The organism is Cytobacillus oceanisediminis (assembly GCF_007830235.1).
Lineage (GTDB): Bacteria > Bacillota > Bacilli > Bacillales > Cytobacillaceae > Cytobacillus > Cytobacillus oceanisediminis.
Genome location: NZ_VLKI01000008.1, coordinates 111,002 through 129,828, shown reverse-complemented (window position 1 = coordinate 129,828; position 18,827 = coordinate 111,002). Strand labels below are relative to the sequence as shown.

Annotated in this window: 13 protein-coding genes and 1 pseudogene; 8 read left to right on the top strand and 6 right to left on the bottom strand. The window is 41.4% G+C overall.

Annotated elements, in window-relative coordinates:
- Nucleotides 1–86: 86 nt before the first annotated feature.
- Both IQ19_RS14850 and IQ19_RS14845 read right to left on the bottom strand, forming a co-directional pair.
- On the bottom strand, nt 87–1,304 hold the full coding sequence (locus IQ19_RS14850) for a NupC/NupG family nucleoside CNT transporter (protein ID WP_144543163.1): 1,218 nt from the start codon (nt 1,302–1,304) through the stop codon (nt 87–89).
- A gap of 191 nt (nt 1,305–1,495) precedes the next feature.
- On the bottom strand, nt 1,496–2,371 hold the full coding sequence (locus IQ19_RS14845; RefSeq protein WP_144543162.1) for a metal-dependent hydrolase: 876 nt from the start codon (nt 2,369–2,371) through the stop codon (nt 1,496–1,498).
- Nucleotides 2,372–2,571: 200 nt separating this feature from the next.
- On the opposite strand from IQ19_RS14845, the gene IQ19_RS14840 reads away from it, so the two are divergent.
- The 8 genes and pseudogenes from IQ19_RS14840 to IQ19_RS14805 all read left to right on the top strand — a co-directional run bounded on the left by IQ19_RS14840 (nt 2,572) and on the right by IQ19_RS14805 (nt 14,208).
- Nucleotides 2,572–4,149, top strand: coding sequence for a peptide chain release factor 3 (locus IQ19_RS14840; protein WP_144543161.1), 1,578 nt, complete (start codon nt 2,572–2,574; stop codon nt 4,147–4,149).
- 743 nt (nt 4,150–4,892) lie between these two features.
- Nucleotides 4,893–6,290: a Na+/H+ antiporter NhaC gene (gene nhaC, locus IQ19_RS14835; RefSeq protein WP_144543160.1), complete on the top strand. Its 1,398-nt coding sequence runs from the start codon at nt 4,893–4,895 to the stop codon at nt 6,288–6,290.
- A 225-nt stretch (nt 6,291–6,515) separates the two neighbouring features.
- Nucleotides 6,516–9,809 (top strand): efflux RND transporter permease subunit, encoded by a 3,294-nt coding sequence (locus tag IQ19_RS14830; protein ID WP_144543159.1) that lies wholly within the window; start codon nt 6,516–6,518, stop codon nt 9,807–9,809.
- Nucleotides 9,810–10,024: 215 nt separating this feature from the next.
- On the top strand, nt 10,025–10,501 hold the full coding sequence (locus IQ19_RS14825; protein ID WP_144543158.1) for a hypothetical protein: 477 nt from the start codon (nt 10,025–10,027) through the stop codon (nt 10,499–10,501).
- A gap of 176 nt (nt 10,502–10,677) precedes the next feature.
- A pseudogene (locus tag IQ19_RS29430) lies at nt 10,678–10,782 on the top strand (TerC family protein); the annotation flags it as partial.
- A gap of 196 nt (nt 10,783–10,978) precedes the next feature.
- Entirely contained in the window at nt 10,979–12,250 is a 1,272-nt protein-coding gene (locus IQ19_RS14815) for a DUF5667 domain-containing protein (protein WP_144543156.1), read from the top strand.
- Nucleotides 12,251–12,373: 123 nt separating this feature from the next.
- Nucleotides 12,374–13,120 carry an RNA polymerase sigma factor SigI gene (gene sigI / locus IQ19_RS14810; RefSeq protein WP_144543155.1) on the top strand — a complete coding sequence of 249 codons (747 nt, stop codon included), beginning with the start codon at nt 12,374–12,376 and terminating at the stop codon, nt 13,118–13,120.
- Nucleotides 13,117–14,208 carry an anti-sigma factor domain-containing protein gene (locus IQ19_RS14805; protein ID WP_144543154.1) on the top strand — a complete coding sequence of 364 codons (1,092 nt, stop codon included), beginning with the start codon at nt 13,117–13,119 and terminating at the stop codon, nt 14,206–14,208. Before sigI ends, IQ19_RS14805 begins: the two co-directional genes overlap by 4 nt.
- 42 nt (nt 14,209–14,250) lie before the next feature.
- Here the strand turns inward: IQ19_RS14805 and IQ19_RS14800 are convergent, their stop codons facing one another.
- From IQ19_RS14800 to IQ19_RS14785, 4 genes are all read right to left on the bottom strand, one after another.
- Nucleotides 14,251–14,451: an alpha/beta-type small acid-soluble spore protein gene (locus IQ19_RS14800; RefSeq protein ID WP_009331086.1), complete on the bottom strand. Its 201-nt coding sequence runs from the start codon at nt 14,449–14,451 to the stop codon at nt 14,251–14,253.
- Between the two features lie 113 nt (nt 14,452–14,564).
- The gene (locus IQ19_RS14795) at nt 14,565–15,890 is read right to left on the bottom strand and encodes a (Fe-S)-binding protein (protein ID WP_144543153.1); all 1,326 of its coding nucleotides are present in this window, start codon (nt 15,888–15,890) and stop codon (nt 14,565–14,567) included.
- Nucleotides 15,887–17,299, bottom strand: coding sequence for a glycolate oxidase subunit GlcD (glcD, locus tag IQ19_RS14790; protein ID WP_144543152.1), 1,413 nt, complete (start codon nt 17,297–17,299; stop codon nt 15,887–15,889). The genes IQ19_RS14795 and glcD overlap by 4 nt, the downstream gene beginning before the upstream one ends.
- A gap of 360 nt (nt 17,300–17,659) precedes the next feature.
- Nucleotides 17,660–18,778 carry a CdaR family transcriptional regulator gene (locus IQ19_RS14785; protein WP_144543151.1) on the bottom strand — a complete coding sequence of 373 codons (1,119 nt, stop codon included), beginning with the start codon at nt 18,776–18,778 and terminating at the stop codon, nt 17,660–17,662.
- Nucleotides 18,779–18,827: the final 49 nt, after the last annotated feature.

Here is an 18,827-nt window from a genome sequence, read left to right as displayed (position 1 = left end):
ACGAAAAGTTCCAATAAATCAACGGAAAATTAAATATATCAACGAATTAAGCTTTTTTTAGCAAAATGTTGCGCAGGGCATCCAGCTTAAAACAGCATTCCGGCAATCGCAGCACTCAGCATGGAGGCAAGGGCACCGGCTGCAACAGCTTTGAGGCCAAGGCGTGCAATGTCTTGTCTGCGATTAGGAGCCAATCCTCCAAGTCCGCCGAGCAGGATTCCCAATGAAGATATATTGGCAAATCCGCAAAGGGCAAAGCTGATTATTGCTACGGTTTTGTCTGATAAATTTGGAATTTCCGGTGCAAAAGCTGAATAAGCAACAAACTCATTCAGAATTAATTTTTGGCCGATAAAGTTGCCTGCCTGGACCGCTTCCTCCCATGGAACCCCGATTGCAAATGCAAGCGGAGAGAAAATGTAACCAAGAATGGTTTCAAGGGTTAATCCCCCAAATCCAAACAAACCGCCAACCCAGCCAAGAAGCCCGTTAATTAAGGCTACCAGAGCGATAAACGCCAGGAGCATTGCACCAATATTCAAGGCAAGTTCCAAGCCGACACTGGCTCCTTTTGCCGCTGCGTCAATGACATTGGCGGAGTCGCTGTCTACTTCCATATCAAACTCCTTTGGTTCTTCTTTCTTTTCTGTTTCCGGCAGCATTATCTTTGCCAAGATTAATCCTGCTGGAGCAGCCATAAAGCTTGCTGCAAGCAGATATTCAAGAGGCACTCCCAGCAGGGAATATCCAATCAAAACAGATCCGGCAACAGATGCAAGACCACCCGTCATGACAGCGAATAACTCTGATTTCGTCATATTCGCGATATAAGGGCGAACGACGAGCGGGGCCTCCGTTTGCCCAACAAAAATGTTCGCTGCAGCTGACATGGATTCTGCCTTTCTGGTCCCAAGGAGCCACGAAAGTGCGCCGCCTAAGATTTTAATAAAAAACTGCATGATCCTTAAATAATAAAGGACTGAGATTAATGATGAGAAAAAGATAACAACCGGCAGCACCTGAAATGCAAACACAAATGCAATTCCTGACTCTTCTGTAAACAGACCGCCGAATAAGAAGTTAATTCCCTGATTGGCATAATTTATAACGTCATTTACTTTCATAGTTAGCCAGTTCAGTGCATTTTTTCCGGCTTCCCACTTTAATACCAGGAAGGCAAAAATCAGCTGAATAGCAAGCCCTCCAGCTACAGTCCGCAAATTGATTGCCTTTTTATTGTTCGAAAGAAGGAACGCGATTCCCAAAACGACAATGATACCGAATATTCCCCAAAGAAAGTTCATCTTAACACCTCTTATACTATGTAGTATTCCTTGCAAGCCGACTGGCGGATTGAGTCAGCGATACTCATATTCCCCAAAAAACCCGCCTTAAAGCTTAATAGTTGTATTATGTGCAAAAGGGGAAAAATCATGAAAAATAAAATAATGCCTATATCGTTTTTCTATTACAAAAAAGAGATGAGCCCAAAGGCTCATCTCTTAGAGTTTTTCTCTATATATTCAAATAAAAAGGACTGCCCGTTTCTGTAAAAGCGGGGATCATAAATGCCAAGCCGTTCATTATCATCAACGAGAACGACAAACGGGGACCATTCATAAAGGGTTTTAGCCTCAGGCCGTTGCGAGAACAATTTGTCCAGATCGGCGGTTTCATTTGATTGAAGCACGTACTGTTTTTCTTTTTCCTGAAACAAATTATCATTAAAAATGATAACCTCATCTTCTTTTTTGGTAATCACTGAATAGGTCCATGGAACAAAACCAGCAGACAAGGCAACTTGATCGTACTGGCCATCGTATTGTTTATAAAGCAGGAAACCTTGCGTGCTTTGGACTATCACATGAAGAAGCATGAATGCCCAAGCCATTTTGTAGTAATAAGGTGAGTGCAGCTTATTTCTTTTTGAAAAAATAAAGGCTGTTCCAATTATGATCCAAAATACTAAATCAACTATCGGGATCGTGCCAAACGTAATTCGCATATTTGAAAAAGGCTCCAAATAGCCTGTTCCCCAGGCATTGAACAAATCACTGGTATTGTGTATGAAAACGGCAAGCCATCCCAGCAGGAAAAGCTTCTTATCCTTTACTTTGAAAAGCAGGAGGGATAAAAGGAAAAATAATAGAGCCCAAATGGGAGTCAGAAAAACGGAATGGGTGATGCCCCTGTGCCACATTTGATAGAGTCCTTCTGTGTCCCATAGGCGTGAAATAACATCTATATCAGGAATTTGGCTGGCACCCACAGCTGTCAGCAAATAAGCCCTTTTATGATTTTTGTTCATGTCTCTTTTATCCACTGCACCGTAGAGGCTCAGGCCGAATAAAGTATGTGTAATCGTATCCATGATTCCGCCTCCTTTGCTAACATATTTGTTTTAATTATTATAATCCTGAAAATGGAATATAAAAAGAAATAAGCTATTCTTAAATGCGTTGCAAACTTTTCTCTCGCGCGATAGAATTGAAGGTATTGCAATAATTAACATAGATTTACCCAATCATTGCTTTTATAACAAATTTTCATATAAGTAAGAGAGGAACTATTATGTCTAAAAATTTTAAAGATGAAGTTGTATCCCGTCGCACTTTTGCGATTATCTCCCACCCGGATGCCGGGAAAACGACACTGACAGAAAAACTTCTGTTATTCGGCGGCGCCATTCGGGATGCGGGTACAGTAAAAGGTAAAAAGACAGGAAAATATGCGACAAGCGACTGGATGGAAATCGAGAAGCAGCGTGGAATCTCCGTTACCTCCAGTGTGATGCAGTTTGAATATGAAGGTGCCCGTGTAAATATCCTTGATACCCCTGGCCACCAGGATTTCAGTGAAGATACGTACCGGACTTTGACTGCTGTTGACAGTGCAGTAATGATTATTGACTCCGCTAAAGGAATTGAGGAGCAGACGCTGAAGCTATTCAAAGTCTGCCGTATGAGAGGTATTCCAATCTTTACGTTTATGAATAAGTTGGACCGCCAGGGAAAGCCGCCTTTGGAATTGCTCGCTGAATTGGAAGAAGTAATGGGAATTGAATCGTATCCTATGAACTGGCCAATTGGGATGGGAAAAGAATTCCTTGGCATTTATGACCGATTTAACAACCGAATTGAACAATTCCGTGTTGACGAAGAGGACCGGTTTGTCACCTTGAACGAAGAAGGTGAAATAGAGGGGGATCATTCCTTGAAGGACTCAGGACTATATGATCAAACTCTTGAAGAAATTATGCTATTAAATGAGGCGGGCAATGAATTTTCCAGAGAGCGTATTGCTAATGGTGAATTGACGCCTGTATTTTTCGGAAGCGCCCTGACAAACTTTGGCGTACAGACGTTTCTGGAATCCTACCTTCAATTTGCACCGCCGCCGCAGCCGCGCAACTCGACTGCTGGTGAAATTGACCCGCTATCAGAAGAATTTTCCGGCTTCATATTTAAGATTCAGGCAAATATGAACCCAGCACATCGCGACAGGATTGCATTCTTGAGAATTTGCTCCGGCCAATTTGAACGCGGTATGGCAGTCAATATTCCAAGGATCGGAAAATCAATCAAGCTTGCACAATCCACACAATTTATGGCGGATGACAGAAGCACCGTTGATTCGGCGGTAAGCGGAGATATTATCGGAATTTACGACCCGGGAACATACCAGATCGGAGACACCTTAACAGTTGGGAAAAATAACTTCCAATATGAACGCCTTCCGCAATTTACACCGGAACTCTTTGTAAAAGTAACTGCAAAGAATGTAATGAAGCAAAAACACTTCCACAAAGGCATTCAGCAGCTGGTACAAGAAGGCGCAATCCAGCTATTCAAAACTGTAAAGATGGAAGAATACCTATTGGGAGCAGTGGGGCAGCTGCAATTCGAAGTATTCGAGCACCGCATGAAAAATGAATACAACACAGAAGTGTATATGGAAAGACTCGGCTCAAAAATTGCACGCTGGGTAGAAGGGGACGACGTCAACGAAAACCTCTCCAGTGCAAGAAGCCTGCTCGTCAACGACCGCTATGACAAAAAAGTCTTTCTATTTGAAAATGACTTTGCACTAAGATGGTTCCAAGAAAAAAATCCGGATGTCAAATTATATAATCCAATGGATTCACAATAAGAAAGCGGTCCCTTGAAGGGGGGCCGTTTTTTAATTTTGTGTCGGGAGTGAGTGGGAGAATAAAAAAGGAAATAGAGAGATAAATAGTTGAATTGATACGGAAAAATGGAGGCAGCCGCGCGTAAAGGAGGTTAACCCTTGCGCGTAACCAAAAGAAACCCGCGCACAAAAGGAGCAGTTCCGCGCGTAAAAAGGTCGAACTGGCACGTAAAACAAGTTGAATCTGCGCCCAACCGGACACTCTGCGCGTAACTAAAAGAAACCCGCGCACAAAAGAAGCAGTTCCGCACACACAAAGGTCGAACCCGCGCAGAAGGAAATAAAAACCGCTCCCGACCAGAAGCGCTGCGCACAACGAAAGAAACCCGCACGTAACCGGAACCTTATCAATTCCTGTATATTCCTCTATCAATCCACTTGACATCTCCTCCAATAGATAATATATTATTAACACATATGCTTTAACGCTAAAAAGCGTTTAAGAATTAAATGAAAATAAATCTTGTCCGCAGATCAGTAGATTAATTGCCGGCAGCAAATAGAGACTGGGTGTGTGCTGAAAATCCAGGCAGCAATTGGTTGAATTACAACTGCATTAAAAAAGGACAAAGCTTTTTAAAGAGGATAAGCTGTATATTTGGGCTTATCAATTAGGGTGGTACCGCGGAGCTCCTTCGTCCCTATAGGCGAGAGGGCTCTTTTTGTTTGCTTAAACTTCAAGTTACGCATAGGAGGAATACATCATGCACCAGGATCAAGCAGCATTGCGTTTGAAGCCGTTGGAGGCACTAATTGTTACTTTAATTATTTTGGGCGGTATCAGTTATTCTATTATTTTTGCAGGGGCAGTACCGCATATTCCCGTAGTTTTTGCGATCATGGGATTAGTTGCTTATGGTTTAATAAAAAAGGTAACAGTTAAAGAGCTGGAAAACGGCCTAATTGAGGGAGCGAAGTCCGGTCTTGGCGCCATTTTTATTTTTTTCTTCATTGGAATGCTGATCAGCAGCTGGATGGCGGGCGGGACTATTCCCACTTTTATATACATGGCCTTGGAAGCCGTTAATGGAAAGTTCTTTTATGCAATTGTATTTGTGGTAGCATCTGTGATTGGCATGAGCATCGGAAGCTCGCTGACAACAGCGGCAACATTGGGCGTTGCCTTTATGGGCGTCAGCACAGCTTTAGGCCTTTCAGAAGCTATTACTGCGGGTGCTGTTATTTCCGGAGCGTTTTTTGGGGATAAAATGTCTCCTTTATCTGATACAACAAACCTGTCCTCATCAACCGTAAAGGTAGATTTATTTGAACATATAAAAAACATGGCCTGGACGACAGTGCCTGCTTTCGCTATTTCTCTCGTGCTTTTTGCTGTGTTGTCACCAGGTGAGGCTGCATCGGATTTTACAAAAATTGCCCAGCTAAAAGAAACCTTGCAAGATCAGGGGCTGGTTCACTGGTACTCTCTGTTGCCTTTTGCTATCCTGACTGTGATGGCTATAAAAAGAATATCAGCAATCATCACCCTTTCCGCCGGCATAATCTCATCACTGTTTATAGCAGTTTTCGTACAGAACAGCTTTGGGGTCCAAGAAGTAATGTCATTGCTTTTTTCAGGCTATGTATCTGAGAGCGGTTCAGAAGAAGTCGATTCATTATTGTCAAGGGGCGGAATGGAAAGCATGATGTTTTCTATTTCACTTGTATTGCTTGCTCTTTCTATGGGAGGATTATTTTTCAAGCTAGGCATTCTTCCTGCTTTGCTCGAAGGCATCAAAGGCGTGTTGAATCGTGTGCCTTCCCTGATTGCTTCTGCAGCCGGAACAGCAATTGGAATCAACTTCTTGCTTGGTGAGCAATACCTCTCCATTCTTCTGACAGGCAACGCCTTCCGCGAACCGTTTGAAAAAGCAGGCCTGCATACAAAGAATCTATCCAGAATTCTTGAGGATGCCGGTACTGTGGTTAACCCTTTGGTTCCATGGAGTGTCTGCGGTGTTTTCCTTGCAGGCGTATTAGGGGTGGAGACAGCAGCCTATCTTCCGTTTGCGTTCTTCTGTTTGCTGAGTCCCATCATAACTTTAATTTACGGTTTAACCGGTATAAAAATTACTAAAACGAATAAAAAAGCAGCTGCTTAAAGCTGCTTTTTTCATTTTTTATGGTTTTTGGTCTGTCACTTTTTTGCCACGTTTCAGAGCACACTCATTGCTTGCATAGTGCTGATAGCTTTTATATAGTTAAAATGGGTTTATTCGTAAATTTGTTTGCCATTATGAAAACGTATAAACACGATTTTAGAAGCGGGATCCGTACAGGTAACGGGTACTGTCATTTAGTTACTGCCATTGAAAGGAGCAGCATGAGTGCGTATAAGTGATTTTTCTATAAGAAGACCAATATTTACATTGGTATCTATGTTTTTAGTCCTTATTTTAGGGGTTGTCTCCCTTTTAAATATCCCATTAAAACTCATACCTGATATCAATCCGCCAGTGGGTGTTGTTGTTACTTCCTACCCGGGGGCAAGCCCTGATGAGGTTGTTGAAAAAGTAACCAAGCCATTGGAAGAAAATTTGGCTACACTTCCGGGAATTAAAACGCTGACCTCCACCTCGCAGGAAAGCGCCAATTTTATCTTGATGCAGTTTTCATGGACAACGGATATTGATGAAATTCAAGGTGAGGTTATCCAGCGGCTGGATCAAACACAGCTGCCGGAAGATGCAGATGATCCGCGTTTTATGAAATTTGATCCATCACAGTTTCCTATTATTCAATTATCTTTGAGTGCGGATGAGGATTCCCAGACTTTAAGAAAACTTGCTGAGGAGCTGAACCTGGAACTGACGAAGGTTGAAGGTGTAGCCAGCGTCAATATGTCAGGTACTGCCATAAAGGAAGTCCGGGTTGAACTTGACCAGGAAAAATTAAGGGATTACAAACTAAGCCAGGCTGACGTTGTTGATGTTATTCAGTCAAATAATATTTCCATGCCAGGTGATCCGGTATTAACAGAAGGTAAAGAACTAACAACAAGAATCATCAGCAGCTTGGACTCACTTGATATATTGAAGGAACTTACCGTTACGATGAATCCTGCAACTGGTGAAAAAGTAAGTCTGCAGGATATTGCGGAGGTTCAATTAACCAATCAGGACGATAGAACCATTACACGTACAAATCAGTCTCCATCTGTATTATTAAGTGTTCTTCAGCAGTCTGATGCAAATACAGCAGAAGTTTCAGAAGAGTTTATAAAAAAACTGGATGACCTTCTGGAACAGGAACAGTATGAAGGAATTGAATCAGAAATTCTTTTTGACCAGGGAGATTACATCAATCTAGCAATAAGAAATATCTCTAACTCGCTGCTTCTTGGCGGAGTTTTTGCCATGATTGTGCTCTTTTTCTTTTTAAAAAATGTTAAGAGCCCGCTTATTATTGGTATTTCTATTCCTTATTCAGTTATTTTTACGTTTGTCCTTATGTACTTTTCAGATTTCACATTAAACATTATGACATTAGGCGGTCTGGCGCTTGGAATTGGAATGCTGGTCGATAACGCCATAGTGGTTATCGAAAATATTTACCGCCATTTATCAATGGGGAAAGATCCAAAGGCGGCCGCAAGCGATGGTGCAAAAGAAGTTGGGTCTGCAATCACGGCTTCCACCTTGACCACTGTCGCCGTGTTCCTTCCTGTTGTCTTTATAACAGGAATCATTGGTGAATTGTTTACAGAATTTGCGCTGACCATTTCCTTTAGCCTCTTTGCTTCTTTAGTAGTGGCTCTCACGGTTGTCCCAATGCTTGCCAGCCGTTTACTGAAAGCGCCTAAAACGAATCTTGAAGCTAAAAGGCAGGAATCTGGCTTAATGCGTTTACTTGAAAGATCCATCAAATGGTCATTGCGGAACCGCGCTGTGGTTGTTGCGATTACAATGTTGCTCTTGGCAGCAGGAAGCTTTGGATTAACGACTGTCGGAACGCAGTTTCTTCCTAATACGGATGAAGGATTTTTTACTGTCCGTATGGAACTTGAAAACGGAACAGCTCTATCCGAAACAGAGAAAGTCATTGCTGCGGTAGAGGAAGAACTAAAGGATGAAGATGAGGTTGATACGTATGTCAGCCTGATTGGAACCACACAGGAAGGTTCCTTCCGCGGCTCTGCAAATGCCAATATTGCGGAGCTTTATATTAAAATGAAAGAATTGGATGAGCGCGAAAGATCGACATTTGAATTTGTTGATGATGTGAAAAAGGATTTGGAAAAAGCAGCATCCAAAGTAAATAAAAGTGCTGCTCTCTCATTCAATATGCAATCATCATCAGGCACTGCACCAAATACTTTAACCTTTAGTGTGCGGGATACGGATCCAAATCGCTTAAATGAGAATGTAGACAAAATATATAATGGATTAAAAGACCTTGAAGATGTTACAGAGCTGACTACTGATTTAATGGATACCGTTGAGGAAATCCAAATAACGGTGGATCGCGAAAAGGCACTGGAGCAAGGGTTGGCTCCTGCTCAAATCGCGATGGCCGTAAATGATGTCACGCGCGGCAATCGTGCAACACAAATGATAGACGATGAATCCAATATTTATGGTGTTTTTGTTGAATATGATAAAGAAATCACACAGGATATCGATAACCTGAAGACATTGCTCATTAAAAAACCAGATGGCAATTATGTTTCTTTAGATGAAGTAACGAATATCGAGCGGGGCGAAGGGCCTGTCAATATCCAGCGGATCAATCAGCAGGATGCCGTCCAATTCACGTTGAAATACAAATCCTCGACAAATATGGGGGCCATTTCAAAAGAGGTGGACAAAGAAATTGCCGATCTTGAATTGCCTGAGGAAACAGAAGTTGTATTTAGCGGTGACCGGGAATTGCTTGAATCCTCTATTGATGACATGGCTCTGGCCTTTATCCTGGCAATCGTATTTATTTACCTTGTCATGGCAGCCCAGTTTGAGTCATTGAAGTATCCGTTTGTGATTATGTTTACTGTTCCTCTTATGATTATAGGGGTGGCAATTGCTCTAACGGCGACTCGCACACCAATTAGCTTAACGGCTATCATTGGGATTATTGTACTCGCAGGTATTGTTGTCAATAATGCGATTGTAATTGTAGACTATATTAATCAAAAGAAAGAAAACGGACTTAAGACCTATGATGCCATTGTTATTTCAGTTAAAGACCGGGCACGGCCAATCCTCATGACAGCATTAACGACCATTCTTGGCTTGGTTCCTCTTGCACTTGGAATTGGTGAAGGAACTGAAATCAACCAGCCTATGGGAATCACTGTCATTGGAGGGTTAATCAGCAGCACCTTCCTTACTTTGTTCGTCATACCTGTTGTATACAGTTTCTTTGACAAAGATACAAGGCGTTTAAACAAAATGTATGCGACACCTGAAGGCCATTTGGTGCCGGCCTATCTGCTTGAAGAAAGAGTAGAACGGGAAGAAAGACAAGAAAGAGATGCAGAACAGGAGAGAAATCAGCTTCCTGCTGCAGAGACCCGGCCATATAGCAGAAACGAAATGGCAGCCATGCTGGAAGATTTATTAAAAATTGTAAAAGAAGATGAAAAAGAAAAGAAAAATCATGATCGTGATGAAGAATCCCGATAAATGACAAGGCCCCTTTCATTTGAGAGGGGCTTTTTTTATGAATTCGGCCGGTAAAATGATCCTCATTAATACTAGTATCTATATGAATGATTTATGATTATAATGGCATAATATTTGTCAACACGCCCTTCAGGAAAAAAATTGGAAATAAAACAGATAATTGGCTTATGAACAGAGTACAATAATACTATCGACTTGTAGCTGGTGATAAATGAATGAAAAAACTCAGTAAACTAGAAGCAGTTTTATGGAGCATTGCATTGCCCGGTTTTAGCCAATTATTAATTGGGCAGCTTTGGAAAGGAACCTTATTTGTCGCGCTTGAATTTATCATAAATGTATTCAGTCATTTTAATTCCGCCATTATGTACAGTTTTATGTGGGAAATTGACAGGGCCGAACATGTACTTAATTATCAATGGCTTATGTTTTATCCTTGTCTGTATATGTTTGCGATGTGGGATGCTTACCGAAGTGCAATGCCTGAAAAAGAACAATTATCTTTTCTTCCATTTGTGTTCGGTGCTTATTTTGTTACTGTAGGCCTAATGTTCTCAACCAAGCTTACAATCTTTGGAATACGATTTGGGCCAGTCTTTCTGCCTATGCTTTTTGTTATACCAGGTTTATTAATAGGGTTTATCATTAGGTGGATTCTTTTAAAATGGAGGAGGGATCCTGTCCAAAATTAAGGCTACGCTTTTCATGCAAATTAAAGATATGGTTTTAGCGAAACTATTGCCAGTTATTAGCCTGCTGCCTTTTCTGCATGAAAGCAGATACGGAGGCGAATTTAATGGACTTAACAGTTTTAATTGGAATATGGCTGGGTGCTGCTCGTGCTCGTCGGGCTTGTGGCATATTAGCTGCCGCTATTGCCATTGCAATTGATTCCCTGCTGGCAGTAGCGTTAGCAGTAACTTTGACTCCAGCCGGCTGGTTTTCAATTGGCGGAATTGATGGCGGGTACTTCTTTTCGAACAGAAAATTGGGGCTGCAAGGCCAATTATAATTTAGGGCTTTAACACACCAATCACAAGAGGTGCTGTTAAAGCCATTTTATTTTTTTTAAATAAAAATTTTTATCACCCCCACAAACACCCCTCACACTTCCGTACACTTGTAATGAATAAAGCGGGCCGCTTAAAAAAATCATGAGGTGAAATACATTGAAATTTTTATCCAATAAAGAAATGAATAAAATCGCTAAGAGTACACTGGCATTAGTAATTGCAGGTACCTTCACATTCTCAACTACAAGTGCATTTGCAAATGAAAATAATAATGAAACTGATCTTGAGACAGTTGAATTAAATAGCGATACTACAGTAGAAGCTGAGGTTACGACTGAAACTGAAACTGACGCAGTTGAAACAATTGAAAATGCAGAAGGGCAGCTGGAAGAGATTGAAGCTGAAACTCCATCCCTATTGCCTGGCAGCTTCTTCTACTTTGCGAAACTTGCATTGGAAAAAATTAAGCTTGCCCTTACTTTTGATGAAGTAAAAGAAGCTAAGTTACTGGCTACATATGCTGCAGAGCGTCTTGCAGAAGCAGAAGCCCTTTTTGCTGAAGGCAAAGAAGAAGAAGCTCTTGAAGCAATTGAAACAGCATTAGAACATATAGAAAATGCAGATAACATTGTTGATGATGAGAAAGAGTCAGACAGAGAAGAACCAAAATCAGACGATGAAAATACTGATGATGAAAATAAAGAAGACGGAACAGCTGATGAAGATGAAACAGCTGATGAAGATGAAACAGTTGAAGAAGACGTGGCTTCAGATGATGACGTAGTTGCAGAAGAAGATTCTGTGGAAGAGGTTAAAGAACTTCTTGCTCAAAATATCTTATCACTTGAAAAAAATCTAGCTAAATTCAAAGAAAAAGCTGGAGACGAAAACGAGCAGGCTGAAGGTGAAACTCATCCGCGAATTGCTGCAATGGAAAAAAATATTGAAAAGTTCCGTACAAAACTTGCAGCTAAGTTAGCAAAATTGGAAGAAGAATCTGCAGGCAGTGACGAATCAGATGAAGAAGTAACAGAAGAAGAGCTGGTAACAGTTGAAGAACCAGCAACAGATGATGTTGCAGCTGAAACTGAAACAGAAGAGACAGTAACTAAAGAGGAAGAAACTGCAGTTGTTGCTCCAGTGAAAGTTACAAAAGAAGAAAAAGACGCTGCCAAAGCTGCAAAGAAACAAGCTCATGAAGCTGCAAAAGCTGAAGAAGCTGCGAAGAGAGAAGCAGCCAAGCAAGCACGCGAAGCAGCTAAAAAGGCAGAAATAGAAGCACGCGAAGCAGCTAAAAAAGCGGCTAAAGAACAGCAAGCTAAAAAAGTTCAAGCAAAACAAGATGAAGCAAAGAGCAATGGCAGCAAAGGGAAAGAAACAGCAGAAGAAGCTAAGGGCCAAGGAAAAGAGAGCAAAGGAAACAACTAATAGACATGAACAAAAAGGAAAAGAAGGCACATGAAGGCTTTCTTTTCCTTATCCTATAGCCACCCTTAAAAAAACAATCTGGACATCGTATGATATAATGTGTTTTGAAAAGAGGTGAGGCTAATGCTAAGTTTATTGTTCATGGCGAAAAAGCGCAAAAGAACGCTGGAAGAAACGGTAGAGTTAATACAGCAGGGGGATACAGCATTACATAATGAGCTAATTGATTCGTATAAACCGTTTATTGCTAAAACAGTTTCATCGGTTTGCAAAAGATATATTCATGAATCTGATGATGAATTTAGCATTGGCCTTATTGCTTTTAATGAGGCGATCCAAAAATACAGTCCGGATAAGGGCAGTTCACTGATCAGTTTTTCGGAAGTGCTGATAAAAAGGCGTGTGATTGACTATATCCGCAAGCAATCCAAATATCAAAACCTCAGTTTTAACGGAGGGGCAAATTTGGATGAAGACGAATCAGCAGGATCATCGATTGAAGATGAATTGTCAATTGAAGACTTCAGGAAGAAAAACGATGATGAGCTCAGAAGAGAAGAAATCCTCCAGTTTACACAAATTCTACAGCAATTTGATCTGACTTTCACCGATTTGATTGAGCAGTCGCCGAAGCATGCGGATGCGCGTAAGAATGCAATGGCTGTCGCCAAGATTCTAGTCGAAAATGAGGAGCTTAAAACGATTCTTATTGAAAAGAAAAGGCTTCCGATTAAACAGCTGGAAAGCTATGTATCGCTTAGTAGAAAAACAATAGAGAGAAACAGAAAGTACATAATTGCCATCTCACTCATACTGGCCGGTGATTATGTATATTTAAAGGATTATATCAAAGGGGTGTTGGAAACGTGAAAACAGGTATTATTATGGAAATTAATGAACGTTTTTTAACGCTGTTAACCCCGGAAGGAGAATTTCTGCGTGCTCGTAAACAGGATCGGGCATACGTACTTGGACAGGAAATTGATTTCTTCCCAATAGAACAAAAAAGCGGAAAAAAGTCATCTTCTCTATCTATTATGAACGTATTTAGAGGTAAAGCCGTGTTTGCAGCAGCTTTTGCGCTCATGTTAGCAGTCATTTCTTTTCTGCCGTTTTATCAAAGCAATGAAGTTTATGCTTACATGTCGATTGACGTTAATCCGAGCATTGAATTAGGGGTCAATGAGAAGTATCAGGTAATCGAGCTCGTGCCTTACAATGAAGATGGGGAGCGCATTGTCCAAAAGATTCAAGACTGGAAAAAGGAAGACATCCAGTCTGTAACAGACAAGATCCTCTATCAATTAAAGGAACAGGGCTACTTGGGGGACAATAAAGAGATTGTTATTGCAGCCGTTTATACAGAAGAGAAAATAGAAGCGGATGACCGCTTGCGGGCAGAGTTAACAGAAATAAAAGAGGCTGCACAAAAAAAGCAGCTAGAAGTTACTCTCTTTGAAGCAAGTGAAGAAGAAAGAAAATCGGCAATTGAAAAAGGACTGACAACGGGCTTATATAAAGAAAATAAATTAAAGGCAGATAGTAAGAAGCAATCAGAAAAAGAAAAACCGGCTTCTGCAAGTCAGCCAAAAGAGGCAGACAGCATCTCTAATGATAGTAAGAAACCTGATGTGATTCCGCCTGGACAATTAAATAAGCAGGAAAAACCTGCAGTAAATCAGGGAAAGCTGAATGAAAAGAAGACAGCTGCTCCTGGGCAGATACAGAAAAATGAGCAGGAAGGCAAACAGAATTCCAGCGAAAAGAATAATGAGAAGAAAGATATAGAGCACAAAACCAATGAAAACAGTGAAAAAGGAAATAACGAAAAAAAAAATAAACAAAACGAGTGGTCCCAAAATAACGGAAATCAATCAAACGATAAACATATTAATGGAAATAATGGGAACGGGAATAACCCTGAGAAACATCAAAAAGATAATGGTAATAAAAAGTAAAGTCCGGAATTCTCCGGACTTTTTTCCATTTATATGAAGTTTTTATTGATTGTTTTGGCCGGACATTTGAGCCTGAGCTTGCTGAACAAGTCTCTTTGTAATTTCTCCGCCCACAGATCCGTTTGCCCGGGATACTGTATCAGAGCCTAATTGAACACCAAATTCCTGGGCAATTTCATACTTTACCTGGTCCATGTATTGTTCGATTCCAGGAACTAATAGTTTATTGCTGCTTCTTGCCATCGTATTCAACTCCTTTTTAATGGTCTACAGAGTTTTCTATTCCCTCTGTATTTGTAGTATGAATAAAAAGGGGAGTTTCATAAGTGGTAATATTTTCGGCATAAACGGCTTTTCTATTTTTCGCCAGCCGCTTCCAGAAGCAGATCGGCTATATGGACCGCATTAACCTTGCCAGATAGCTCTTCACGTTCAATCCCAAGCTTCATTTGCAAAAGACAGCCAGGATTAGCGGTAACAATGGCTGCAGCATTTGCTGATTTTGCATGTACCATTTTATGATCAAGTATTTGCATAGACATCTCAGATTCGACAATATTATAAATGCCAGCAGAACCGCAGCATCTGTCGGCATCTTTCATCTCTGTAAACTCAATCCCGCTGATTGCTTTTAGCAGGGTACGGGGAGCATTGGCGGTCTTCATAGCGTTCCGCAGATGGCAAGAATCCTGATAGGTAATCACCTGGCTTGGAAGTTCAAGCTTTACATTTTTATGGAAGTCAAGTTCATAAAGAACTTCGCTGATATCCTTTAGCTTTGCTGAAAAATCTCTAGCCCTGTCAGCCCATTGGGGGTCATCCTGGAGAAGATGTCCATAGTCAATAAGGAAAGCCCCGCAGCCGCCAGCATTGGTTATAATATAATCCACATCCAGATTTTCAAAAGCTTCGATATTCCGTTTAGCGAGCTCTTTAGCTGATTGCTTCTCACCGCTATGTCCATGAAGCGCTCCGCAGCACGCCTGATCTTCCGGGATAAGAATTTCACAGCCTGCGAGCTGAAGAAGCCTCAATGTTGCATTATTGGTTTCCAAAAACATAGTATCCATCAAACAGCCGGTAAAAAAAGCGGCTTTCTTTTTTGGAACACCTGAAGCTGAAAAATAGGAAGGCCTATTTTTCATTTCTTTCATTGTAGGAACTTCAGGCAACACTTTTTCCATCGTCACCAGGTTTTCCGGCAGCCACTTTAGCATTCCCGTTTTTCTAGCGAATGATTGGAGCCCTGAACGCTGATAAAAGCCCAAAAGCCCGGTTGCCGCCCTTATCCGTTTCTGATGGGGGAAGAGCTCATTAAAAACCAGATTTCGGACAGTTTTTGCGGAGAGTGAATGTTTTTTATTCTGATTAATAATATCTCTGGCTTCCTCCAGCAGGTGGCCATATTTCACACCCGATGGACATACAGGTTCACAGGCACGGCAGCCAAGACAAAGGTCCAGTGAGCGCTCAACATCTGCATCAGGTTCAATAAGTCCATCTGCTACAGCCTTCATCAAGGCAATTCGGCCTCTCGGGGAATGCGTTTCTTTAAAACCCGACTCGACATAAGTGGGGCAGGAAGGAAGGCAAAAACCGCAGCGCATACAATTTAATAACTCATCCTCATTCATGCGGTTCTTAAATTCTTCCTGAATAATTCTTTGTTCTTTTGTCGTCATTTTGTAACCACCACTCGTTTTCTGCTATCCTTGGCAAATACCTTACCGGGATTCAAAATATTATTTGGGTCAAGGGCGTTTTTTACAGCCTTCATGGCCGCAATCCCTTCTTGGCCAAGCTTTAGCTCAAGATAAGGGGCTTTCATGACGCCCACTCCATGTTCGCCAGTGATCGTACCGCCAAGTTCAATAGCCTTAATGAAAATCTCTTCAAATGCTTTTTCTACTCGTTCCATTTCATCATGGTCTCTGGCATCTGCAGGGCATGTAGGATGGAGGTTCCCATCGCCTGCGTGGCCGAAAGTGCAAATAGAAAGGCCATATTTATGTGATATTTCATTTATGGCTTTAACCATTTTTGCGATTTCTGATCTTGGGACTGTTGCGTCTTCGAGGATCGTTGTCGGTTTTAAGCGGGCAAGGGCTGATAAAGCAGCACGGCGTGCAGTTCTCAACGCTTCCGCTTCCGCTTCGGATTGGGCCACCTGAACTGAAATGGCTCCTTTCACTTTGCAGATTTCAGCCATTTTCTGCATATCTCTTTCTACAACTTCAAGGGGACCATCCTGTTCAATCAGGAGGACTGCCTGAACATCTGTTGGCAATCCAATTTGAGCAAAGTCCTCCACTACTTTTAATGTAGGCTGATCTAAAAATTCCAGTGTTGCAGGAATGATTTTTTGTGAAATGATTTTAGATACTGACTTGGCAGCAGCCTCTAAGTCCTGGTAGAGTGCAAGCATGGTCTTTTTTGTTTCAGGCAGCGGTATTAATTTTAAAGTTGCTTCCGTAATAATTCCCAGAGTCCCTTCAGACCCGACAAATAAACGGGTAAAGTCATAGCCTGCCACATCCTTTGCAAGCTTTCCGCCAGTTTTGATGATGTCTCCGTTAGCCAGGACAGCCTCAAGCCCAATCACATAATCCCTGGTTACACCATATTTTAAGCCGCGCAGCCCGCCTGAATTTTCGTTGATGTTTCCGCCGATGGTGCTTATTTTCATTGAGCTCGGGTCAGGAGGGTAAAAAAGCCCTCTTGCTTCAACCTGGTTAATCATATCCAGTGTAATAGCACCTGGCTGCACGGTTACTGTAAGGTTTTCTTCATCTATTTCAAGGACTCTGTTCATATGCCTGAAAAGGAGAACAATTCCCCCTTCTGTCGGACAAGTTCCTGCACAAAGGTTAGTACCTGAACCCCTTGGCACGATTGGTATATTGCTGCTATTGCAGATTTTTATGATCCCAGCTATTTCCTGTGCGTCTCGGGGACTGACGACTGCATCAGGCATTGCTTGAAAGTTTGGGGTGGCATCATATGAATAAACAAGGCGCCCTGCTTTAGAGTCATCATAGTTTTCAGCGCCAACAATGGCTGTTAATCTATCTTTGATCTGACTTTCAATCATTCATGTATCTCTCCCTTAGAATTTTTTGTGTTCGGAGGTACTATTTTTCTTAAGCCTATGGTTCTGTTGAAGCTCATTGTTGATATTGGCACCCTGCTGATTGGGGCGGAAGGCGCGAGCACCTCCCTTCCTGCAGTGTTTATTCACGGATGCTTATTCAATGTCCAGCGGGAGAAGCGAGTCAAAGGGAGACCCCACAGGCGCAAGTAGCCGAGGATCGCCGGACCGCCCGCGGTTTGCTGAGTGCCTGAAGTGGAAATCAACAGGCAAGTTTAACAGAGCAAGCCTATTTATAATTTCAGTATAAAAAAAAGCAGGGAACCCCTGCTATGGATAAATGCATGAAAAATGATAACGAAGTCAGCTGTTTTTTGTATATTCCTCTAAAAGTCTTATAGCTAAAAACAATTTGATTAAATCCTCAATATTTGATGTATGTAACCCGGATAACTCATAGATTCTCTTAAGTCTATAATGAAGTGTATTAATATGTATATGAAGCGCCTCAGCTGTATTTTTCAAAGAGTGATTTTGTTTAAATAATTCCTTAAGTGTTAACATTAAATCCTGTTCATGAATAATAGAGCCAACCGTTCGATCTATAAAATCATTTTTTGTTTCTGCTGAAAGATCATCAAATATCATTTCCATAGTCAAATCTTCGTCGAATATTACTTTGCCCCGTTCTTTTGCTATTTTTAAAGCCCGTTCTGCCTGTCTGAATGCATCCGGCAAATTGGAAGGGGACATCCGCTTACCAGTCCCTATGCAAACCTGTACAGATAGCAGGCTCTCCAGAAAGCGATGGAATCGGAGCACCTTATCTTTTGAAGATATATCATTATTTGAAGAAGAGATTCCAGATAATAATACAATTCTGTCATTTCCCCAGCGAATGATTAAATCCTGCTGCCTGGCTTCCTTCCAGGAAAGGATTGAATTCCAGAGATCCCTATGCATCAATAAATGATTTTGCTTAAATTCAGCAATGGAGACTTGCCTGTCTATCGTAAGGTTGATTTTAAGCAAATGAGCCCGTTCTCTGAATGAAGGATCCCATTCTTTTGTCTGCAGCCAGTCAAACATAAAACCTTCCAGTGCTCTGGCCTGCCAATCCAGCTGTTCTGCATAATAGCTCTCGCTTATAAATAACTCTGTCATTTTACGGATGATCTCCCCGAATGAAGAAACCCTTACAGGGTCCCCAGTAATTCCTATAACTCCTGCAGTTTCTCCTTTAAAAAAGATCGGCAGGTTAATTCCTGCTTTTACTCCCTGCAGCCTTAATTGGTCTTCATTTGTAATGATGATCTTATCTTTATTTTTCACCGTAATGAATGCACCCTCGTGAAAGGTGCCGATTCTGCTTGGATCCGTACTTGCAATAATCACCCCTGATGTATTGGCAACAATGATATCTTCATGAAGGAATTTGCGTACTTCAGCAATAATTTTCTCAGCAAGATCAGGCAATAACATGTAATACCTCCTGATTTATTTTGTTTTCATTATATAAAAATAAAAAACT

Bases quoted from the DNA above. Each gene is read 5' to 3' on its own strand.
- IQ19_RS14850 (WP_144543163.1), bottom strand. From the start codon at position 1,304: ATGAACTTTCTTTGGGGAATATTCGGTATCATTGTCGTTTTGGGAATC.
- glcD (WP_144543152.1), bottom strand. From the start codon at position 17,299: ATGATTGAAAGTCAGATCAAAGATAGATTAACAGCCATTGTTGGCGCT.
- IQ19_RS14795 (WP_144543153.1), bottom strand. From the start codon at position 15,890: ATGACGACAAAAGAACAAAGAATTATTCAGGAAGAATTTAAGAACCGC.
- nhaC (WP_144543160.1), top strand. From the start codon at position 4,893: ATGCACCAGGATCAAGCAGCATTGCGTTTGAAGCCGTTGGAGGCACTA.
- IQ19_RS14785 (WP_144543151.1), bottom strand. From the start codon at position 18,778: ATGTTATTGCCTGATCTTGCTGAGAAAATTATTGCTGAAGTACGCAAA.
- IQ19_RS14800 (WP_009331086.1), bottom strand. From the start codon at position 14,451: ATGGCAAGAAGCAGCAATAAACTATTAGTTCCTGGAATCGAACAATAC.
- sigI (WP_144543155.1), top strand. From the start codon at position 12,374: ATGCTAAGTTTATTGTTCATGGCGAAAAAGCGCAAAAGAACGCTGGAA.
- IQ19_RS14845 (WP_144543162.1), bottom strand. From the start codon at position 2,371: ATGGATACGATTACACATACTTTATTCGGCCTGAGCCTCTACGGTGCA.
- IQ19_RS14840 (WP_144543161.1), top strand. From the start codon at position 2,572: ATGTCTAAAAATTTTAAAGATGAAGTTGTATCCCGTCGCACTTTTGCG.
- IQ19_RS14825 (WP_144543158.1), top strand. From the start codon at position 10,025: ATGAAAAAACTCAGTAAACTAGAAGCAGTTTTATGGAGCATTGCATTG.